At 66.4% G+C, this 16,879-nt stretch carries 13 protein-coding genes and 1 riboswitch; of the genes, 7 read left to right on the top strand and 6 right to left on the bottom strand.

Annotated features, from left to right (window positions below; translation table 11 throughout):
- Window positions 1-3: 3 nt before the first annotated feature.
- From RYM47_RS06215 to RYM47_RS06205, 3 genes are read right to left on the bottom strand one after another with little or no spacing between them, the layout of a single operon-like run.
- Window positions 4-1,074 (bottom strand): homoserine dehydrogenase, encoded by a 1,071-nt coding sequence (locus RYM47_RS06215; protein ID WP_315386670.1) that lies wholly within the window; start codon window positions 1,072-1,074, stop codon window positions 4-6.
- Window positions 1,071-2,312 carry an O-succinylhomoserine (thiol)-lyase gene (locus tag RYM47_RS06210; RefSeq protein WP_315386669.1) on the bottom strand — a complete coding sequence of 414 codons (1,242 nt, stop codon included), beginning with the start codon at window positions 2,310-2,312 and terminating at the stop codon, window positions 1,071-1,073. Before RYM47_RS06210 ends, RYM47_RS06215 begins: the two co-directional genes overlap by 4 nt.
- On the bottom strand, window positions 2,309-3,340 hold the full coding sequence (locus RYM47_RS06205; RefSeq protein ID WP_197579761.1) for a homoserine O-succinyltransferase: 1,032 nt from the start codon (window positions 3,338-3,340) through the stop codon (window positions 2,309-2,311). Before RYM47_RS06205 ends, RYM47_RS06210 begins: the two co-directional genes overlap by 4 nt.
- Before the next feature lie 77 nt (window positions 3,341-3,417).
- Window positions 3,418-3,536, bottom strand: a riboswitch (SAM riboswitch).
- A 147-nt stretch (window positions 3,537-3,683) separates the two neighbouring features.
- On the opposite strand from RYM47_RS06205, the gene RYM47_RS06200 reads away from it, so the two are divergent.
- From RYM47_RS06200 to RYM47_RS06185, 4 genes are all read left to right on the top strand, one after another.
- Entirely contained in the window at window positions 3,684-4,568 is an 885-nt protein-coding gene (locus RYM47_RS06200; RefSeq protein WP_315386668.1) for a M23 family metallopeptidase, read from the top strand.
- 66 nt (window positions 4,569-4,634) lie between these two features.
- Window positions 4,635-6,239 (top strand): peptide chain release factor 3, encoded by a 1,605-nt coding sequence (locus RYM47_RS06195; RefSeq protein WP_315386667.1) that lies wholly within the window; start codon window positions 4,635-4,637, stop codon window positions 6,237-6,239.
- Window positions 6,240-6,333: 94 nt separating this feature from the next.
- Window positions 6,334-6,966: a hemolysin III family protein gene (locus RYM47_RS06190; protein WP_315386666.1), complete on the top strand. Its 633-nt coding sequence runs from the start codon at window positions 6,334-6,336 to the stop codon at window positions 6,964-6,966.
- Window positions 6,967-7,122: 156 nt separating this feature from the next.
- Complete coding sequence (locus RYM47_RS06185) at window positions 7,123-9,015, top strand: AsmA family protein (protein ID WP_315386705.1); 1,893 nt, start codon at window positions 7,123-7,125, stop codon at window positions 9,013-9,015.
- Between the two features lie 581 nt (window positions 9,016-9,596).
- Here RYM47_RS06185 and RYM47_RS06180 read toward each other — a convergent pair.
- From RYM47_RS06180 to mtgA, 3 genes are read right to left on the bottom strand one after another with little or no spacing between them, the layout of a single operon-like run.
- Window positions 9,597-10,028, bottom strand: coding sequence for a CBS domain-containing protein (locus tag RYM47_RS06180; RefSeq protein ID WP_315386665.1), 432 nt, complete (start codon window positions 10,026-10,028; stop codon window positions 9,597-9,599).
- Window positions 9,988-11,007: a glycosyltransferase family 2 protein gene (locus RYM47_RS06175; RefSeq protein ID WP_315386664.1), complete on the bottom strand. Its 1,020-nt coding sequence runs from the start codon at window positions 11,005-11,007 to the stop codon at window positions 9,988-9,990. The genes RYM47_RS06180 and RYM47_RS06175 overlap by 41 nt, the downstream gene beginning before the upstream one ends.
- A gap of 6 nt (window positions 11,008-11,013) precedes the next feature.
- The gene (gene mtgA / locus RYM47_RS06170; protein WP_315386663.1) at window positions 11,014-11,763 is read right to left on the bottom strand and encodes a monofunctional biosynthetic peptidoglycan transglycosylase; all 750 of its coding nucleotides are present in this window, start codon (window positions 11,761-11,763) and stop codon (window positions 11,014-11,016) included.
- Window positions 11,764-11,846: 83 nt separating this feature from the next.
- Here mtgA and RYM47_RS06165 point away from each other — a divergent pair, with 83 nt between their 5' ends.
- The 3 genes from RYM47_RS06165 (at window position 11,847) to RYM47_RS06155 (ending at window position 16,870) form a co-directional block, all read left to right on the top strand.
- The gene (locus tag RYM47_RS06165; protein WP_315386662.1) at window positions 11,847-12,740 is read left to right on the top strand and encodes an Hsp33 family molecular chaperone HslO; all 894 of its coding nucleotides are present in this window, start codon (window positions 11,847-11,849) and stop codon (window positions 12,738-12,740) included.
- Window positions 12,741-12,906: 166 nt separating this feature from the next.
- Entirely contained in the window at window positions 12,907-13,731 is an 825-nt protein-coding gene (locus RYM47_RS06160; protein ID WP_315386704.1) for a hypothetical protein, read from the top strand.
- Window positions 13,732-14,086: 355 nt separating this feature from the next.
- Window positions 14,087-16,870, top strand: a complete 2,784-nt coding sequence (locus tag RYM47_RS06155) for a TonB-dependent receptor (RefSeq protein ID WP_315386661.1) — start codon at window positions 14,087-14,089, stop codon at window positions 16,868-16,870.
- Window positions 16,871-16,879: the final 9 nt, after the last annotated feature.

Raw genomic sequence — 16,879 nt, 5'->3', positions numbered from 1 at the left:
GCTCTACCGGGCGCGGGTGATGGTCAGCACATCGTCCAGCAACGCGGCTGCGGTGATCTCTGCGCCCGCGCCTGGTCCCTGGATCAACAACGGCTGGGCGTTGTAACGGTCGCTGTGGATGGCGACGCGGTTGTCGGTCTGGGCACCTCCCGCCAAGGGGTGGTCGCGCGGGATGATGCGCAGGCCGACCGTGGCGCCCTCGGCATCGAAGCCGCCGATGAAACGCAGGCAGCCGCCCGCGTCGCGCGCCTGTTGCCATTGCGCATGCAGCGGCGCATCGAGCAGCGCCAGCTGCTGGATCGCAGCCGCCGTCGGCAATGCGGCCAGTGCGGCAGGCACCAGCGAGGTGACCTGCACCTGCTCGGCGCGCAGCGCGATGCCGCTGGCGCGGGCCAGGATCAGCAGCTTGCGGCGTACGTCTTCGCCGGACAAGTCCACGCGCGGGTCCGGTTCGGTGTAACCGGCTGCAGCCGCGTCGGCGACCCATGCCGAGAACGGACGCTGGCCGTCGTAATGGTGGAACAGCCACGCCAGCGATCCGGACAGCACGCCTTCGACCCGGTGGATGCGGTCGCCGCCGGCGACCAGCCCGCGCAGGCTGCTCAGCAGCGGCAGGCCGGCGCCCACGGTGGCGCTGTCGCCGTAGTGCGCGCCGCCGTCCTGGCCGCTGTCGGTGATCGCCTGGGCGCGGGCCAGCTGTGCGCCCTGCCCCAGCTTGTTGGCGGTGACCACGTGCACGCCACGCGCCAGCCACTGTTCGTGCCAGTTGGCGACGTCGTCACTGGCGGTGGCGTCGACCACTACATCGCCGCGCTGCAGGCCTTCGGCTTCCGCCCAGGGCTGCAGCACCGGCACGTTGCGTGCCGCGTCGTTGGCGTGCTGCAGGGCCTGCGCCGGCTGCTGTTCGCAGGCGCGTGCGGTGCGTGAGTTGGCCAGCCAGGAGAACTGCGGCAGGTCGATGCCGCGCGACTGCAGCGACTGGTAGCGCTGCACGAACGCGGTACCCACGGTTCCGGTTCCGAGCAACGCCAGCCGACGCGCTGCCGGCCGCGCGAACGGCAGTACCGCGCTCATGCATCCACCCGTTTGCGTTCGGCCAGCTGCACCTGGCGGTCGATCACCGCCTGGGCACGTTCCAGCCCGGCCTGCAGGTCGGCCACCAGGTCTTCGGATGCTTCAATGCCCACCGACAAACGCAGCAGGCCTTCGCTGATGCCGGCATGCGCGCGGGCCTCGGCGGTCATCGCCGCATGGGTCATGGTAGCCGGGTGCGCGACCAGGCTTTCCACCCCGCCCAGCGACTCTGCCAGGGTGAAGCAACGCAGGCCATCGACGAAGGCGCGCACCGCTGCGTGCGGGTCGTCGCCCGGGCACGAGGCCAGTTCGAAGGACAACATGGCGCCGAAACCGCTCTGCTGGCGCGCCGCGATCGCATGGCCCGGGTGATCGGCCAGGCCCGGGTAGTAGACCTGCGCCACGGCGTCGCTGGCCGCCAGCAGCTGCACGATGTCGGCGGTGTTTTCCTGGTGTGCGCGCAGCCGTGCGCCCAACGTGCGCAGGCCGCGCAGCGTCAGGAACGCATCGAACGGCGAGCCGGTCAGGCCGAGCGCATTGGCCCACCACACCAGCTGTTCGTGCAGCGCCGGGTCACGGGCGATCACCGCACCGCCGACCACGTCGCTGTGGCCGTTGATGTACTTGGTGGTGGAATGCAGCACCACGTCCGCACCGAACGCGATCGGCTGCTGCAGCGCCGGGGAAAGGAAGGTGTTATCGACCACCACTTTGGCACCTGCTCGGTGCGCGGCGTCGATGACGAAGCGCAGGTCGGTGATGCGCAGCAGCGGGTTGGACGGCGTCTCCACCAGCACCAGGGTCGGCGACTGCGCGAGCGCATCGGCCAGCGAACGCGGATCGGTCAGGTCGGCAGTGACCAGGTTGAAATGACCCTTCTTTGCCAGCGCGTTGAACAGCCGCCAGCTGCCGCCGTAGGCGTCGTGCGGCACCACCAGGGTATCGCCCGGCTGCAGCAGCGCATTGAGCACCAGGTTGATCGCGCCCATGCCGGTGGAGGTGATGACGCCGCCGGCGCCCCCTTCCAGTTCGGCCAGCGCTTCGCCGAGCAGGTCGCGGGTGGGGTTGCCACTGCGCGTGTAGTCGTACTGGCGCTTGTTGCCGAAGCCTTCAAAGCTGAAGTTCGACGACAGCACGATCGGCGGGGTGACCGCGCCATGGGCGGTATCGCGATCGATGCCGGCACGGACGGCGGCGGTGGTGCGACTACAGGACGGCTCGTTGGCGTGCAGGCTCATGCGGACTCTCCAGAGGTGCGGAAGGCGGTGGCGAGGATCGCGTCGATGCGATCGGTTTCTTTGAGGAAGGCGTCGTGGCCGTAGGGCGAGCGCAGCACGCGCAAGCTGCCGCGCGGGCCCAGACCTTCGACCAGGCCGACGAGGTCGGCCAGCGGCACCAGGCGGTCGCCCTCCACGGCCACCACCACGGTCGGCGGCAGGATCGCGGTCGGGTCGACGCGGTGCAGGTCGATTGATTCGGACAGGCGCAGGTAAGCGATCACCGGCGTGCGCGCGACGTACTGCGCACCGGCCGCGTCGAGATAGTCTTCGGCGGCCACGCGCACGCGGCCATTGATGACTTCCGGTGCAGCATCGAAGCGCTCGCCGAATTCTTCCGGGGTGCGGTAGCTGAGCATGGCGAACTGCCGGGCCAGGGCCAGGCCGTGGTCTTCACCGCACTGCAGCTGGCCGAGCGCGACCGCGCGGCGCTGCAACGCGCGCCAGGCGGCGGCATACGGGTGCGGGCGATGCGCACCGCTGGCCAGCACCAGCTGGCGCACGCGGGCACGATGACGGATCGCGAACTGCTGGCCGACCAGCGCGCCATACGAATAGCCGACGAAGGCCTTCAGCGTGCGGATACCGAGATGGTCCAGCAGCAGGGCCAGCGCATCGGCCTGGTCGGCGGTATCGATTGGCACGTCCAACGCACCGTCGGCGCCGATGAAGTCGAACGCCAGCACGCGCAGCTGCTGCGGATCCAGCGTGCGACCACTGCCGACCAACTCTTCGGCCCAGCCCTTCTCGCTGAACTGTGCGTTGGAGGCCACATGGCGATGCGCGGAGATGCCGCCGGCCAGTACCACCACCGGCGCGTTGGCCGGGCCGACCCACTCGTAGCGCAGGCGCACCGGGCTGGGGCCGGCATGACGCATCGACAGCACCGCGGCGAACTCACCGCGCTCGGCATGCACACGGTCTTCGACCGGCACGCTGACGGGGACAAAGGGTTCGGGGCGAACGGCGGTACTGGCGGCGAAGCTCATGGCGGGATCCGGTTGGGGAATCGGCCATCGAGCCTTCGCGGGGCCCGCGTTCGAGATGCACGTGTGGTGCATGGTTCGAACCATCTTTCGGTGGACGCCACGGTCCCCGCAGGATTTGGCACCTACGCAGACGCTTTCGCATCCGCGGGCTGCCCCGGCTTCAAAGGGCCTGTCCCTCTGCCGGTCTCGATGGTGAGGCCACGATGCCAGCCCTTTCCGGCACTGTCAATCCCTTCATGCGGATAAAGCGATGAATATTTTCAGGTCCACTCTGCGAGGGCTGTCCCGGTCGCCCCGTTCAGGATCGGGTACAGTCCCGGCGGTCCTCTCGCTGGAACCGCCGATGCCACGCCTGCCCCTGACCTGCCTGCTGCTGCCCCTGCTGGCGAGTGCGACGGCCAGCGCCGGCGACTGGCGCCAGGGCTGGGGACTGGTGCCTCCTCCCGCTTCTGCCGCCCGCGCAGGCGATGCCGAGGCTGCCGCACCCATGGCCCAGCTGCGCCTGCAAGCGGTCGGCACGCAATGGCAGGCCCGCATCGACAACACCCTGGCCGGACCGCTGCAGATCGAGCTGCGCGCTGCACCCGGACACCCGGTCGAAGGGCTGCCGGTCCAATCGCTGATCCAGGGCGACAGCAGCCTGGTGGTCGGCCACCTGCCCGCCCCGATCGACGGCCGCACGCTGGATCTGCGCCTGCAGTCAGTGCCGGGCAACCCGGCCGCACAGGCCGAAGATGTTGCTTATCGCCTGCCATTCGATGCGGCCCGCCTGCGTGTGGACCAGGCGCCACAGGGACGATTCAGCCATGACGACGAGGAGAACCGCGATGCGGTCGACTTCGCTCTGCCGGAAGGCACCCTGGTGCTGGCCGCGCGCGAGGGCACGGTGATGCAGATCCAGGATGGCTTCCGTGGCAACGGCCAGGACCGCGAACGCGATGGTGGCCGTGCCAACTTCATCCGCGTGCTGCACAGCGACGGCAGCATGGCCCTGTACGGCCATCTGCAGGCCGGCGGCATGCGCGTGCGTCGCGGCCAGGCGGTGGGGGCCGGGCAGCCGATCGGCCTGTCCGGCAACAGTGGCTACAGCAGCGCCCCACACCTGCACTTCGTGGTACAGGTCAACCGCGGCATGGGCCTGCGCTCGGTGCCGGCACGCATCTTCGCCGAGCAGGGCCAGCTGCAGTTCGCCCGCCACGGCGAGGCCGACGGCGGTACCGGGCGCTGACCGGCTCCGGCCGGTATAATCGGGCGCTTATCTCTTTGAAAAGCGCCCCGGGCGGGCGCCACTGCCATGTCCGAAGTCGCCAACGAAGCGTCGCGTCGCCGCACGTTCGCCATCATTTCCCACCCTGACGCCGGCAAGACCACGCTGACCGAAAAGCTGCTGCTGTTCGGAGGCGCGATCCAGATGGCCGGTTCGGTGAAGGGCCGCAAGGCTGCCCGCCATGCCACCTCCGACTGGATGGCGCTGGAAAAGGAGCGCGGCATCTCCGTCACCTCCTCGGTGATGCAGTTCCCGTATGAAGGCAAGATCGTCAACCTGCTCGACACCCCCGGCCACGCCGACTTCGGCGAGGACACCTACCGCGTGCTGACCGCGGTGGACTCGGCGCTGATGGTGATCGACGTGGCCAAGGGCGTGGAAGAGCGCACCATCAAGCTGATGGAAGTGTGCCGCCTGCGCGATACCCCGATCATGACCTTCATCAACAAGCTCGACCGCGAGGGCAAGGAGCCGATCGACCTGCTCGACGAAGTTGAGAGCGTGCTCGGCATCCAGTGCGCGCCGGTGACCTGGCCGATCGGCATGGGCCAGCGCCTGAAGGGCGTGGTGCACCTGATCTCCGGTGAAGTGCACCTGTACGAGCAGGGCCGCAACTTCACCCGCCAGGACTCGACCATCTTCCCCTCGATCGACTCGCCCGGGCTGGCCGAGAAGATCGGCGAGCGCATGCTGGCCGACCTGCGCGATGAGCTGGAGCTGGTGCAGGGCGCCAGCCATGCCTTCGACCTCGAGGCCTACCGTGCCGGCAAGCAGACCCCGGTGTTCTTCGGTTCGGGCGTGAACAACTTCGGCGTGCAGCCGCTGCTGGACTTCTTCGTCGAACACGCGCCGTCGCCGCAGCCGCGCGAGACCACTGGCCGGGTGATCGCGCCGGAGGAGAACAAGCTGACCGGCTTCGTGTTCAAGATCCAGGCCAACATGGACCCGCAGCACCGCGACCGCGTGGCGTTCATGCGGGTCTGTTCCGGCCGCTTCGCGGCCGGCATGAAGACCTTCCATGTGCGCACCGGCAAGGAGATGAAGCTGGCCAACGCCCTGACCTTCATGGCCAGCGACCGCGAGATCGCGGCCGAAGCCTGGCCGGGCGATGTGATCGGCATCCACAACCACGGCACCATCTCCATCGGCGACACCTTCACCGAAGGCGAAGCGGTGAGCTTCACCGGCATTCCGAACTTCGCGCCGGAACTGTTCCGCCGCGCGCGCCTGCGCGATCCGCTCAAGCTCAAGCAGTTGCAGAAGGGCCTGGCCCAGCTGTCTGAAGAAGGCGCCACGCAGTTCTTCCGCCCGTTGATGAGCAACGACCTGATCCTGGGCGCGGTCGGCGTGCTGCAGTTCGACGTGGCCGCCTACCGTCTGAAGGACGAGTACGGCGTGGAAGCCACCTTCGAGCCGGTCAGCGTCACCGCGGCGCGCTGGGTGAGCTGCAGCAACGAGAAGAAGCTGGAGGAGTTCCGCGAGAAGAACGCGAACAACCTCAGCATCGACGCGGCCGGCCACCTGGTGTACCTGGCCCCGACCCGGGTCAACCTGCAGCTGGCCCAGGAGCGGGCACCCGACGTGCGCTTCGCCGCCACGCGCGAGGCGGCGCACAGCATTTCGGTCGGCTGACCCGGGTGCAACGGCGGTGGCGCGTGCACGCGCGCGCCATCGCGGCGATGATAGGGGGGAGCGGGCTCCCCCTCCCCGCGCTACGATCACCGCCATGACCTCTGTTGCGTCCGTACGTGAAGAAATCGCCAGCGCCCTGACCCACGGCCTGGGCGCCGTTGCCGCACTGGCTGGCAGCGCAGTACTGATCACCCTCGCCGCGATCTACGGCGACGCCTGGCAGCTGGCCAGCGCCATCGTGTTCGGCGTTGCCCTGCTGCTGCTCTACACCGCCTCCACCCTCTACCACGCCATCCAGCACCCGGTTGCCAAGGGCCGGCTGAAGGTGTTCGACCACTGTGCGATCTACCTGCTGATCGCCGGCACCTATACCCCGTTCACCCTGATCGGCCTGCGCGGCGCGTGGGGCTGGGGCCTGTTCACCGCGATCTGGGCGCTGGCCCTGTTCGGCGTGGTGTTCAAGCTGTTCTATACCGGCCGTTTCAAGCTGCTGTCCACCATCATCTACATCGCCATGGGCTGGATGGTGGTGGTGGCGATCAAGCCGATGTGGTCGTCCATCGACGGCTGGACGCTGGGCTGGCTGTTCGCCGGCGGCCTGTCGTACACGCTGGGCACCTATTTCTACCATCGCGAATCGATTCCGTATTCGCACGCGATCTGGCATCTCTTTGTAATAGGCGGCTCGGTTTGCCACTTTGTAGCGGTTACAGCCCAGGTGCTGTAACCGCCACGCTGACGTGGCGCTTACGTCTGCTTCGCGTTGTGTGCACGATGGGCGGGTAACGATGCGCGGGTGAATACTGAATCCGCTCAGGTTACGCCGCCCCCTTCCCGCCCGCGCTGGCGCCTTCGTCGTCCCGGGAAACGTGGGCAACGCTGGCTGGCCATCCTGGTATTCCTGTTCGCGCTGATCCTGCTGCTCATCGCGTTGTGGGACTGGAACTGGTTCAAGGGACCGGTGGAGCGGGCGGTGCAGGCCAAGACCGGCCGCGAGTTCCATATCGGCGGAAATCTGGATGTGGACCTGGGACGCACGCTGACCGTGCGCGCCGATGGGCTCACCTTCGCCAATGCGGAATGGTCGAAAACACCACGCATGGCCAGTGCCGACCGCGCCGAGATCGATGTTCGCGCGTGGCCGTTGCTGCGTGGTCAGATCCGTATTCCTGAAATCCGTCTGACCCGTCCGGACCTGCTGCTGGAAACAGCGCCCGACAAGGACCAGCCCGGCAACTGGGATTTCCTGGGCCCGAGCGACGGGGAGCCGCCCGTGCTGCAGCGCCTGCTGGTCGAGGACGGCCGGCTCAAGTTCCTGGATGCTGCGGGAAAGACCGACATCCTGGTATCGCTCAACAGCGGCAAGCCGCGCAGTGCAGACAGCGCGCCGCCGCTGCTGGTCAACGGCAAGGGCCGCTGGCAGGGCAATCCGTTCACGCTGGACGGCAACACCGAGTCGCCGCTGGAGCTGACCAACAGCGACCATCCGTTCCGGATCCATCTGGACGGGCGCGCGGGTGGTACCCGTGCGATCGCCAGCGGCACGCTGACCAATCCGTTCGCGCTGCGCACGTTTGATCTGGATTTCGCCCTGAGCGGCCAGGACATGGAAGACCTGTATCCGCTGATTGGCCTGGCCATTCCGTCGACGCCGCCGTATCGGCTCAAGGGGCGGCTGAAGCGCAACAACGATACGTGGCGCTACGAGAACTTCACCGGCGTTGCCGGTGACAGCGACCTGGGCGGCACGGCGCAGATCGAGGTCGGCGGTGAACGTCCGTTCCTGAAGGCGGACCTGGTATCCAAGCGGCTGGACTTCGACGATCTTGCCGGCTTCGTGGGCGCGCCGCCGAAAACCGGCGCAGGCGAATCGGCGAACGCCGAACAGAAGGCAGAGGCCGCCGCGCTGGCAGCGAAGCCCACGGTGCTTCCGGATACGCCTTACGACCTGAGCAAGCTGCGCGCGATGGACGCGGACGTGAAGTGGAAGGCGCAGCGGATCAACGCACCGAAGCTGCCGCTGGATGACATGGACGCGCACCTGAAGCTGGACGATGGGCTGCTGCGCCTGGAGCCGTTGAATTTCGGGGTGGCCGGCGGCGACATCCGCAGCACGATCCAGATGGACGCGCGCAAGCCGACTATTTCTACGCAGCTGAAGGCGAGCATTCGCAAGGTGCAGCTGGGTGGATTGTTCCCCGATGCGAAGCTGGCCGAGCAGGCGTCGGGCGGGATCAGCGGTGAGATCGATCTTGCCGGCACGGGCAATTCGATCGCGGCGATGCTGGGCAGTTCAGACGGCAAGGTGGCGGTGGGCATGGGCCGTGGGCATATCGGCAACTTGCTGATGGAGCTGGCCGGACTGGACGTGGCAGAGTCGCTGAAGTTCCTGTTCACCGGCGACAGGCAGATTCCGCTGCGTTGCGCCTGGGGCGACTTCGGCGTGCAGCGCGGCCTGATGACCTCCCAGCAGCTGGCGTTCGACACCACCGATACGCTGGTGCTGGGCGAAGGCACCATCGACCTCAAGCAGGAAAAACTCGACCTTCTGCTGCGCCCGCGGCCGAAGGACATCAGCATCCTGGCGCTGCGCTCGCCGCTGCGCATCGGTGGCACGTTCAAGGATCCGTCGTTCCGTCCAGACTTCAAGGCACTCGGCATTCGGGGTGCGATCGCGCTGACGCTGGGCAGCATAGCCCCGCCTGCGGCGTTGCTGGCCACCATTGAAACCGGCCCGGGCGAAGACTCGAATTGTGGTGGGCGTTACGCGAAGTAGAGCGGGGCCCTGCCCCGCTGCCGTTGAATCTGGGCGGGTAGAGCCGGGCTCTGCCCGGCTGCTGTTGGATTCAGGCGAACAGCCGTGGGTGCAAGGTTTCCATCGCTTGGGCCGCCCGGTGCCGGTTTGCGGGGTCGCCGCAAGTACGTCCGTGTAGGCTAAGCGGACGCCATCCATGGCGCCGATTCCCCCGCAAACCGACCCCGGGCGACCCTTTGACAGAACGTCGGCGGCCACGGGAAACGCGGGTGCCGGCCGTTGGCCGGCGTTGCGATGCCGATCATTTTCATGCCTTACCGAACGTGGACGATTTCATGGCGGTCGTTTGGGAACCGACCCTACCAAAGCAGCCCAGCGCGATCTCGAACCCGCGTAGGGACACGCCATGCGTGTCTGCCGTTTCCAACCGCACACGACCCTGTATGGGGGCGGCCGCCGGGTAGCCCCCGGAGAGACGCTAGAAAACATGGATGTTTTCTAGCAGCCCCCATGGAAGGGTTCACGGCGTGTCTCGGAGCGGGGCTGCCCGGCGGCCGCCCCTGCACGTATCAATTGAAACGCTGCCGTTCGCGGTAAAACGATCACCCTGCAACAATGTATTGCTGCAACTGATCCAGCTTCTGAGCTTGTTCGTCGATTACCGACTTCACGAGATCGCCGATGGAGATCACGCCGACCACACCGTTGTTGTCCACCACCGGCAGGTGGCGAATGCGGTAATCGGTCACCAGCTGCAGGCAATGCTCAACCTGCTCCGACGGCGCGACCGTCACTACCTTGGCAGTCATGATGTCGCTCACCTTCGTCGTGCGCGACGAACGATCATGCAGGACGATTTTCCGCGCGTAATCGCGCTCGGACAGGATGCCGACCAGCTGGCGGCCGTCCATCACCACGACCGCACCGATTCCTTTTTCGGCCATCAGCCGGATCGCGTCGATTACCGCCGAGTCCGGACCTACCGCGAATACCTCAGGGGACTTGCCTTCCAACAGCTGTCGTACCGTGGTCATCTCGCTGCCCTCCACCGATGGGATGCACGGCCGAGTCTGCCACGAACGGTGCATGCCAGGTGTCAACCAGGTACAGCGGCCGCTGCTTGGATTCCTCGTACAGCCGGCCCAGGTATTCGCCGATCAGCCCCAGCGCGATCAGCTGTACCCCGCCCAGGAACAGGATCACCGCCATCATCGTCGGATACCCCGCCACCCGGTCGCCGTACAGCGCTGCCTTCATCACCACCCACGCACCAAACACGAACGCCGCGCTCGCCGTCAGCAGGCCCAGATAGGTCGCCGCCCGCAGCGGAGCGGTGGAGAAGCTGGTGATGCCCTCCAGGGCGAAGTTCCACAGCTTCCAGAAGCCGAACTTGGTGTCGCCCACCATCCGCGCGTGGCGGTGGTACGGCAGCGCCTTGCGCCGGAACCCGACCCAGCCGAACAGCCCTTTCATGAACCGGTGGCGTTCACGCAGCTGACCCAGCGCCTGCAACGCGCGCGGCGACAGCAGCCGGAAATCGCCGGTGTCGGCCGGAATCGGCGTTTTCGACAAGCGTCCGATCACGCGATAGAACGCCGATGACGTCCCACGCTTGAGCCAGGTCTCGCCATCGCGTTCCTGCCGCGTGCCGTAGATATTGTCGTAGCCCTGCCGCCACAAGGCCACGAACTGCGGAATCAGTTCGGGCGGGTCCTGGCCGTCGGCGTCGAGAATCATCGCCGCGCCGCCCTCCACGAAGTCCAATCCTGCGGTAAGCGCCGCCTCCTTGCCGAAATTGCGCGACAGCCGCAGCAGCCCGACGCTGTCGTCGGCCGCCGCCAGCGCCTGCATCACCTGCCAGGTCGCATCGGTGCTGCCGTCGTCCACATACACGATGCGGCCTTCGATGCCGTCCAGCCCATCCAGCACCGCGCGCAGCCGCGGATGCAGAAGAGGCAGCGCCATCGCCTCGTTGTGCGCGGCAATCACCAGGGTGAGGCGTTCATTGCTCATGGCCGCTCAATCCTCCTGCAGGTAGGCATCGCCGCCCAGCTGCCGTGCCTGGCGCTGGATCCAGTTCGCCCGGCGCTGCACGTAGGCCCCCGGTCGCGCCGCATTGTAGCGGCGCGGTGCCGGCAGTACCGCCGCCAGCTTCGCGCTCTCCGCCGGGGTCAGCTTCGCAGCGTCCTTGTTCCAGAACTGCTTCGAGGCCGCCTGCGCGCCGTAGATGCCATCGCCGAATTCGGCGATGTTGGCGTACATCTCCAGGATCCGCGATTTCGGCCACATCGCCTCGATCAGCACGGTGTACCAGACCTCCAGCCCTTTGCGCACCCAGCTGCGGCCCTGCCACAGGAACAGGTTCTTGGCCACCTGCTGGCTGATCGTGCTGGCCCCGCGCAGCCGCCCGCCGCGCGCATTGTGGTCGCGCGCCTTCTCGATCGCCTTCAGGTCGAAGCCGTTGTGCTCCGGAAAACGCTGGTCCTCGGCCGCCACCAGCGAAATCGGCAGGCTCGGCGCCATCTGGTCCAGGTCGCGCCACTGGTAGTGCAGCCGGAAGCCCCAGTCGCGCTGGCCGAGCGCTTCGCCGTAGCGCCACAGCATCACCGTCGACAGCGGCGGATCGATGAAGCGCAGCACGGCCACCTGCAGTACGCTTCCGGCCACGAACAGCACCGGAAGCCACAACAGGTATTTCCAGCGCCAGCGGCGCCGACGCGGTGGTTCCAGGCCCGGTTCGGCCTTGTGGTTGCTGCGCTCTGCCCCCATTACTGGTGCATCCTCTGCTTGCACGGTTGTCGGCGCATTATCCGGCAACACGCCCCCATTACTTAAGCGCAGCCACCGACCCGATGACCGCCCAGACCGATTCCCTGCTCCGATTCCTGCTCCCCGCTGCCGGTGTGCGCGGCGTGCACGTCCACCTCGACGCCAGCTGGCAGGAAATCCTGTCGCATGGCAGCTACCCGCCGGCCGCCGCCGAACTGCTGGGCGAGGCCTGCGTCGCCTCGGCGCTGTTCACCGGCCACACCAAGGTCGACGGCCGCCTCTCGATCCAGCTGCGCAGCAGCTCCGCCCTGCGTGCCCTGTTCGCCGAATGCACGGCCGCCGGCACCCTGCGCGGGATCGTCCAGCTCGCCGACGAGGGCGACGCCCCGCGCGACCTGACCACGCTGGGCGACGACGCCGTGCTGGCCGTCACCATCGAGAACCCGGGCCTGGACCCGCGCGAACCGCAGCGCTACCAGAGCCTGGTCGGACTGGGCGCGGCCGCCCTGGACGAGGCGTTTGAAGACTACTTCCGCCAGTCCGAGCAGCTGCCGACCCGGCTGCTGCTGGCCAGCGACGGCACCCGCGCAGCCGGCCTGCTGCTGCAGAAGCTGCCCGGCGACGAAGGCGACAGCGACGGCTGGACCCGCGCCAGCGCCCTGTTCGAAACCCTGGGCAAGCAGGAACTGCTGGACGTGGCCGGGGATACCCTGCTGCTCCGTCTGTTCCATGAAGAGCAGGCCGAACTGCTGGGCGAACGCCCGCTGCGCTTCGCCTGCTCCTGCTCGCGCGAGCGGGTCGAGGCCATGCTGCAGTCATTGGGCGAGGTCGAAGCCCGCGCTGCCGCCGAGCCGACCGGCGCGGTGGAAATCCGTTGCGAATTTTGCGGACGGGAGTATCACTTTCCGTTGACGGAATTCGACATACTGTTCCACGACGCCGCCGTTTCCGTGCCGGCTCCTGAACGGCTTCAGTAAAGCCGAGCGAGTTTTGTTCTGGGGAGAACCAAGACTTGTTAAGCCGCTACTTGTTAAGAATTCATAAACACCCTAGGATCAGTGTCCCGCTTCGGCGGGAACTTGTGCTCATCGCTGTTGTCTGAGAGTTCCCATGCGTTCCCTTCTGCGTCTACCGCTGGCCCTGATGATCGCCCTCGCCGCGATCCCGGGCGCGCATGCGCAGTCCAAGGCCCGCCAGGACAGCACGGTGATCCCGGTGTGGAACAAGGGCAGCGGCAAGGTCGAAGCCCTGCTCTACCTGGAGCCGACCGGCGAACAGGCGGCCGGCGCGCGCTGGCATTTCGGGCGCAGCTCGCTGGACGCGGCCTTCGGCCTCTCTTCGGGCGACTCGCTTGGCCTGCTCTGCAACAGCAGCCGCGGCACCAGCATCAGCGGCCTGGCCAGTCACTGCATGCTGGCCAGCCTGGGCGACGATGACGACAGCGGCCTGAGCCGCCGGGTCACCGGTACCGCCGCGTTCAACCGTCCCGGCGGGCGCCTCGGCATCACCGCCGGCACCGGCAAGGACACCCTGCCGGCTTGGCTGGCCGGCCCGAACAAGTCGCCGGCGCTGCGCGCCGAGCAGAACGACCTCACCGTATTCGGCCAGAAGAACATCGGCCGCGAGGGCTTCGTCTCCATCGGCGGAACCTACGCGAAGGCGCGCCTGGTGCCGCTGTCGGACATGTCGCCCGCGCTGGTCGACCGCTGGGACAGCAAGAGCCTTACCCTGGGCGCCGGCTACGGCAACTTCAGCGGCAACATCATCGGCCGCGTGGTCGATGTGCCCGGCCAGCCGGGCAAGTGGGAAGGCCTGGGCCTGGGCCTGACCTGGCGTACCCCGTGGAGCGGCCAGCTCACGGTAGGTGCGGAGAACGTGATCACCCGCGGCAAGAATCCGTTCGCCCCTCGCAACGAGAGCACGGACGAAGGCACCGTGCCTTACGTCCGCTACGAACAGGACCTGTAAAGGCCTGCGCATGTCGCAGGCAGGACCCGAAAAGGCGCGCCCATGGCGCGCCTTTGTCGTTCCGGGGATCGCTGAACACGGCAACCTGATACAGAGCGTGACAAAACAACTGCAACTATTTTTCTCACATTTTATTAACAAATGAGATGAATGTCGCATATGCCCTCTCCAGGACATTGATCCACAAGGACTTTGCCAAATTTCACACAGATCACAGACTTCATTAACGCTACTTTAATTCTTGCGAAGTGGCAGTTACTATCGAGTCAGCCTTGTGGTCTTTGGTGCTCCTGTTGGCACCGCCCCCGGCAAACACCCCAGTGAATACCCAAGATTCCCTTGGAGAGAGAGAGCAATGAACGTTAAGTCCAACAAGCTGCGTGACGCAGTGGTCGTTGCACTGGTCGTCGCGGCGGCCGGCAGTGCCACCGCGCAGGCGCAGGAAGCCGCCAATACGACCAACCTGGACCGTATCTCGGTCACCGGTTCGCGCATCAAGAGCACCGACATCGAAACCTCGCAGCCGGTGCTGAGCCTGAGCCGCGCGGACATCGACAAGCAGGGCGTGACCTCGGTCGCCGACGTGCTGCAGCGCGTTGCCGCCAACGGCGCCGCACTGAACCGCACCTTCAACAACGGTGGCGACGGTTCGGCCGGCATCAGCCTGCGCAACCTCGGCAGCCAGCGTACCCTGGTGCTGGTCAACGGCCGCCGCTGGACCACCGGTCTGGACGGCAGCGTCGACCTGAACACCATCCCGGTCGCCATGGTCGAGCGCATCGACGTCCTGAAGGACGGCGCGTCCACCATCTATGGCTCGGACGCCATCGCCGGTGTGGTCAACATCGTCACCAAGCGTGACTTCGACGGCGCCGAAGCCAACTTCTACAAGGGCCAGTACAGTGCGGGCGACGGCGAGCGTGAAGCCGCCGACTTCGTGCTGGGCACCACCACCGACCGCGCGTCGGTGACCATTGGCGCCTCCTACGTCGACGAACGCGAAGTCATGGCCGGTGATCGTGCGATCTCCGCCGGTGGCCCGCCGTTCTTCAGCGGCCAGAGCGGCACCGGCATCCCGGGCTCGTACCTGCGCAACGGCACCCGCTACATCCTCCTCAACGGCGTTGAAACCCGCTTCAACACCAACCTGCACGGTTACAACACCGCGCCGGACAACTACCTGCTGACCCCGAACGAGCGTACCTCGCTGTTCGCGACCGGCTCGTTCAACATCACCGACAACGTCACCTTCCGTACGGAAGCGATGTACAACGAGCGCAAGTCCGAGCAGCTGCTGGCCGCCATGCCCGTCACCGGCATGACCCTCAGCGCCGACAGCATGTACAACCCGTTCGGCCAGACCCTGACCGGCGTTAACCGTCGCTTCAATGAAACCGGCGGCCGTTCGTTCAACCAGAACGTCAAGAACTGGCACTTCTACGGTGGCTTCGAAGGCTTCTTCGAATTCGCTGACCGTACCTTCGACTGGGACGTCGGCTACCGCTACGACAAGACCGACCAGAACGACCTGACCTACGGTCTGTTCAACGTACAGAACCTGGACCTGGCCTACGGCCCGTCGCGGATCGACCCGGTCACCGGCAACCCGGTCTGCGTCACCAGCCTCGGTGCCACCGGCACGATCATCCCGGGCTGCGCCCCGGTCAACCCGCTCGGCCCGGAAGGTTCGATCTCGCAGGCGGCACTGGATTACACCTCGTTCACCGCGCATGACTCGTCCTCGCAGGTCTCGAAGGGCTACTACGCCAACATCTCCGGCACGATCGTTCCGCTGCCGGCCGGTGACCTGGCCTTCGCAGCCGGTTACGAGTACCGCAAGGAAAGCGGCCAGTTCGATCCGGACGCCTTCATCGCGGCCGGCCTGAGCACCGGTAACGGCGCCAGCCCGACCAAGGGTGGCTACGACCTGGACGAAGTGTTCCTGGAACTGTCGATCCCGGTCCTGGCTGACCTGCCGGGCGCCCAGCTGCTGGACTTCAGCGTGGCCACGCGCTACTCGAAGTACAGCAACTTCGGCAACACCACCAACAACAAGTTCGGGTTCCGCTGGAAGCCGATCGACGACCTGATGATCCGCGGTAACTACTCGGAAGGCTTCCGCGCGCCGAGCATCAGCAACCTGTTCGCAGGTGACGGCGACTCGTTCGAAACCTACGCTGACCCGTGCGCGGCCGCCAATGGCCCGACCGGTGCAGTGCTGGCGCAGTGTATTGCCCAGGGTGTTCCGGCTGGCTTCGTGCAGCCCAATACCCGCGACGATGACGGCGTGCCGCAGTCCGGTGCCGCCCAGACCGCCGAACCGTTCACCTGGAAGTCCAACCCGAACCTGAAGCCGGAAACCTCGACCAGCAAGACGCTGGGCCTGGTGTGGAGCCCGAGCTTCGTGACCGGCCTGAACGTCACGCTTGACTGGTGGCAGATCGAAATCGAAGACTCGATCACCCGTCCGTCGATCGACGACATCATGCAGCGCTGCTACAGCGGCACCGCGCAGGAACAGGCGCAGTACTGCGGCCTGATCTTCCGTGATCCGAACTACGGTGCGACCAACGAGCATTACGCGATCACCAACGTCAACATGCCGCTGCTGAACCTGTCCTCGTACAACGTGGAAGGTTGGGATCTGGGCCTGGCGTACCGCATGCCGGAAACCTCGTTCGGTCAGTTCGCCATCACCTGGGACAGCACCTACCTCAGCAAGTGGGAAACCAAGGCGACCGAAGACTCCGCCGTTGATGGCCGTCAGGGTCGTTACCTGAACCAGGATCCGTACTGGCGCATCCGCTCCAACCTGTACGTCGACTGGTCCTTCGGCGACTTCGGTGTCAACTACGGCCTGCGTTACAAGTCCGGCATGACCGAAGACTGCCTGCTGGGCGGTGCGCTGAGCGGTTACTGCTCGGATCCGGACAACCAGAAGAACCACATCGGCGCGACCACCTACCACGACGTCCAGTTCCGCTACAACACCCCGTGGAACGGCACCGTCATGCTGGGTCTGAACAACGTGTGGGACAAGCAGCCGCCGGTCTCCTACTCGGTGTCGTACAACATGTTCGATCCGCAGTACGACCTGCCGGGCCGTTACTACTACGTGCAGTACAAGCAGAAGTTCTGATCGATCCAC

The sequence above is a fragment of the uncultured Stenotrophomonas sp. genome (genome assembly GCF_963519125.1).
Lineage (GTDB): Bacteria > Pseudomonadota > Gammaproteobacteria > Xanthomonadales > Xanthomonadaceae > Stenotrophomonas.
This window is presented reverse-complemented; position numbering and strand designations above follow the sequence as displayed.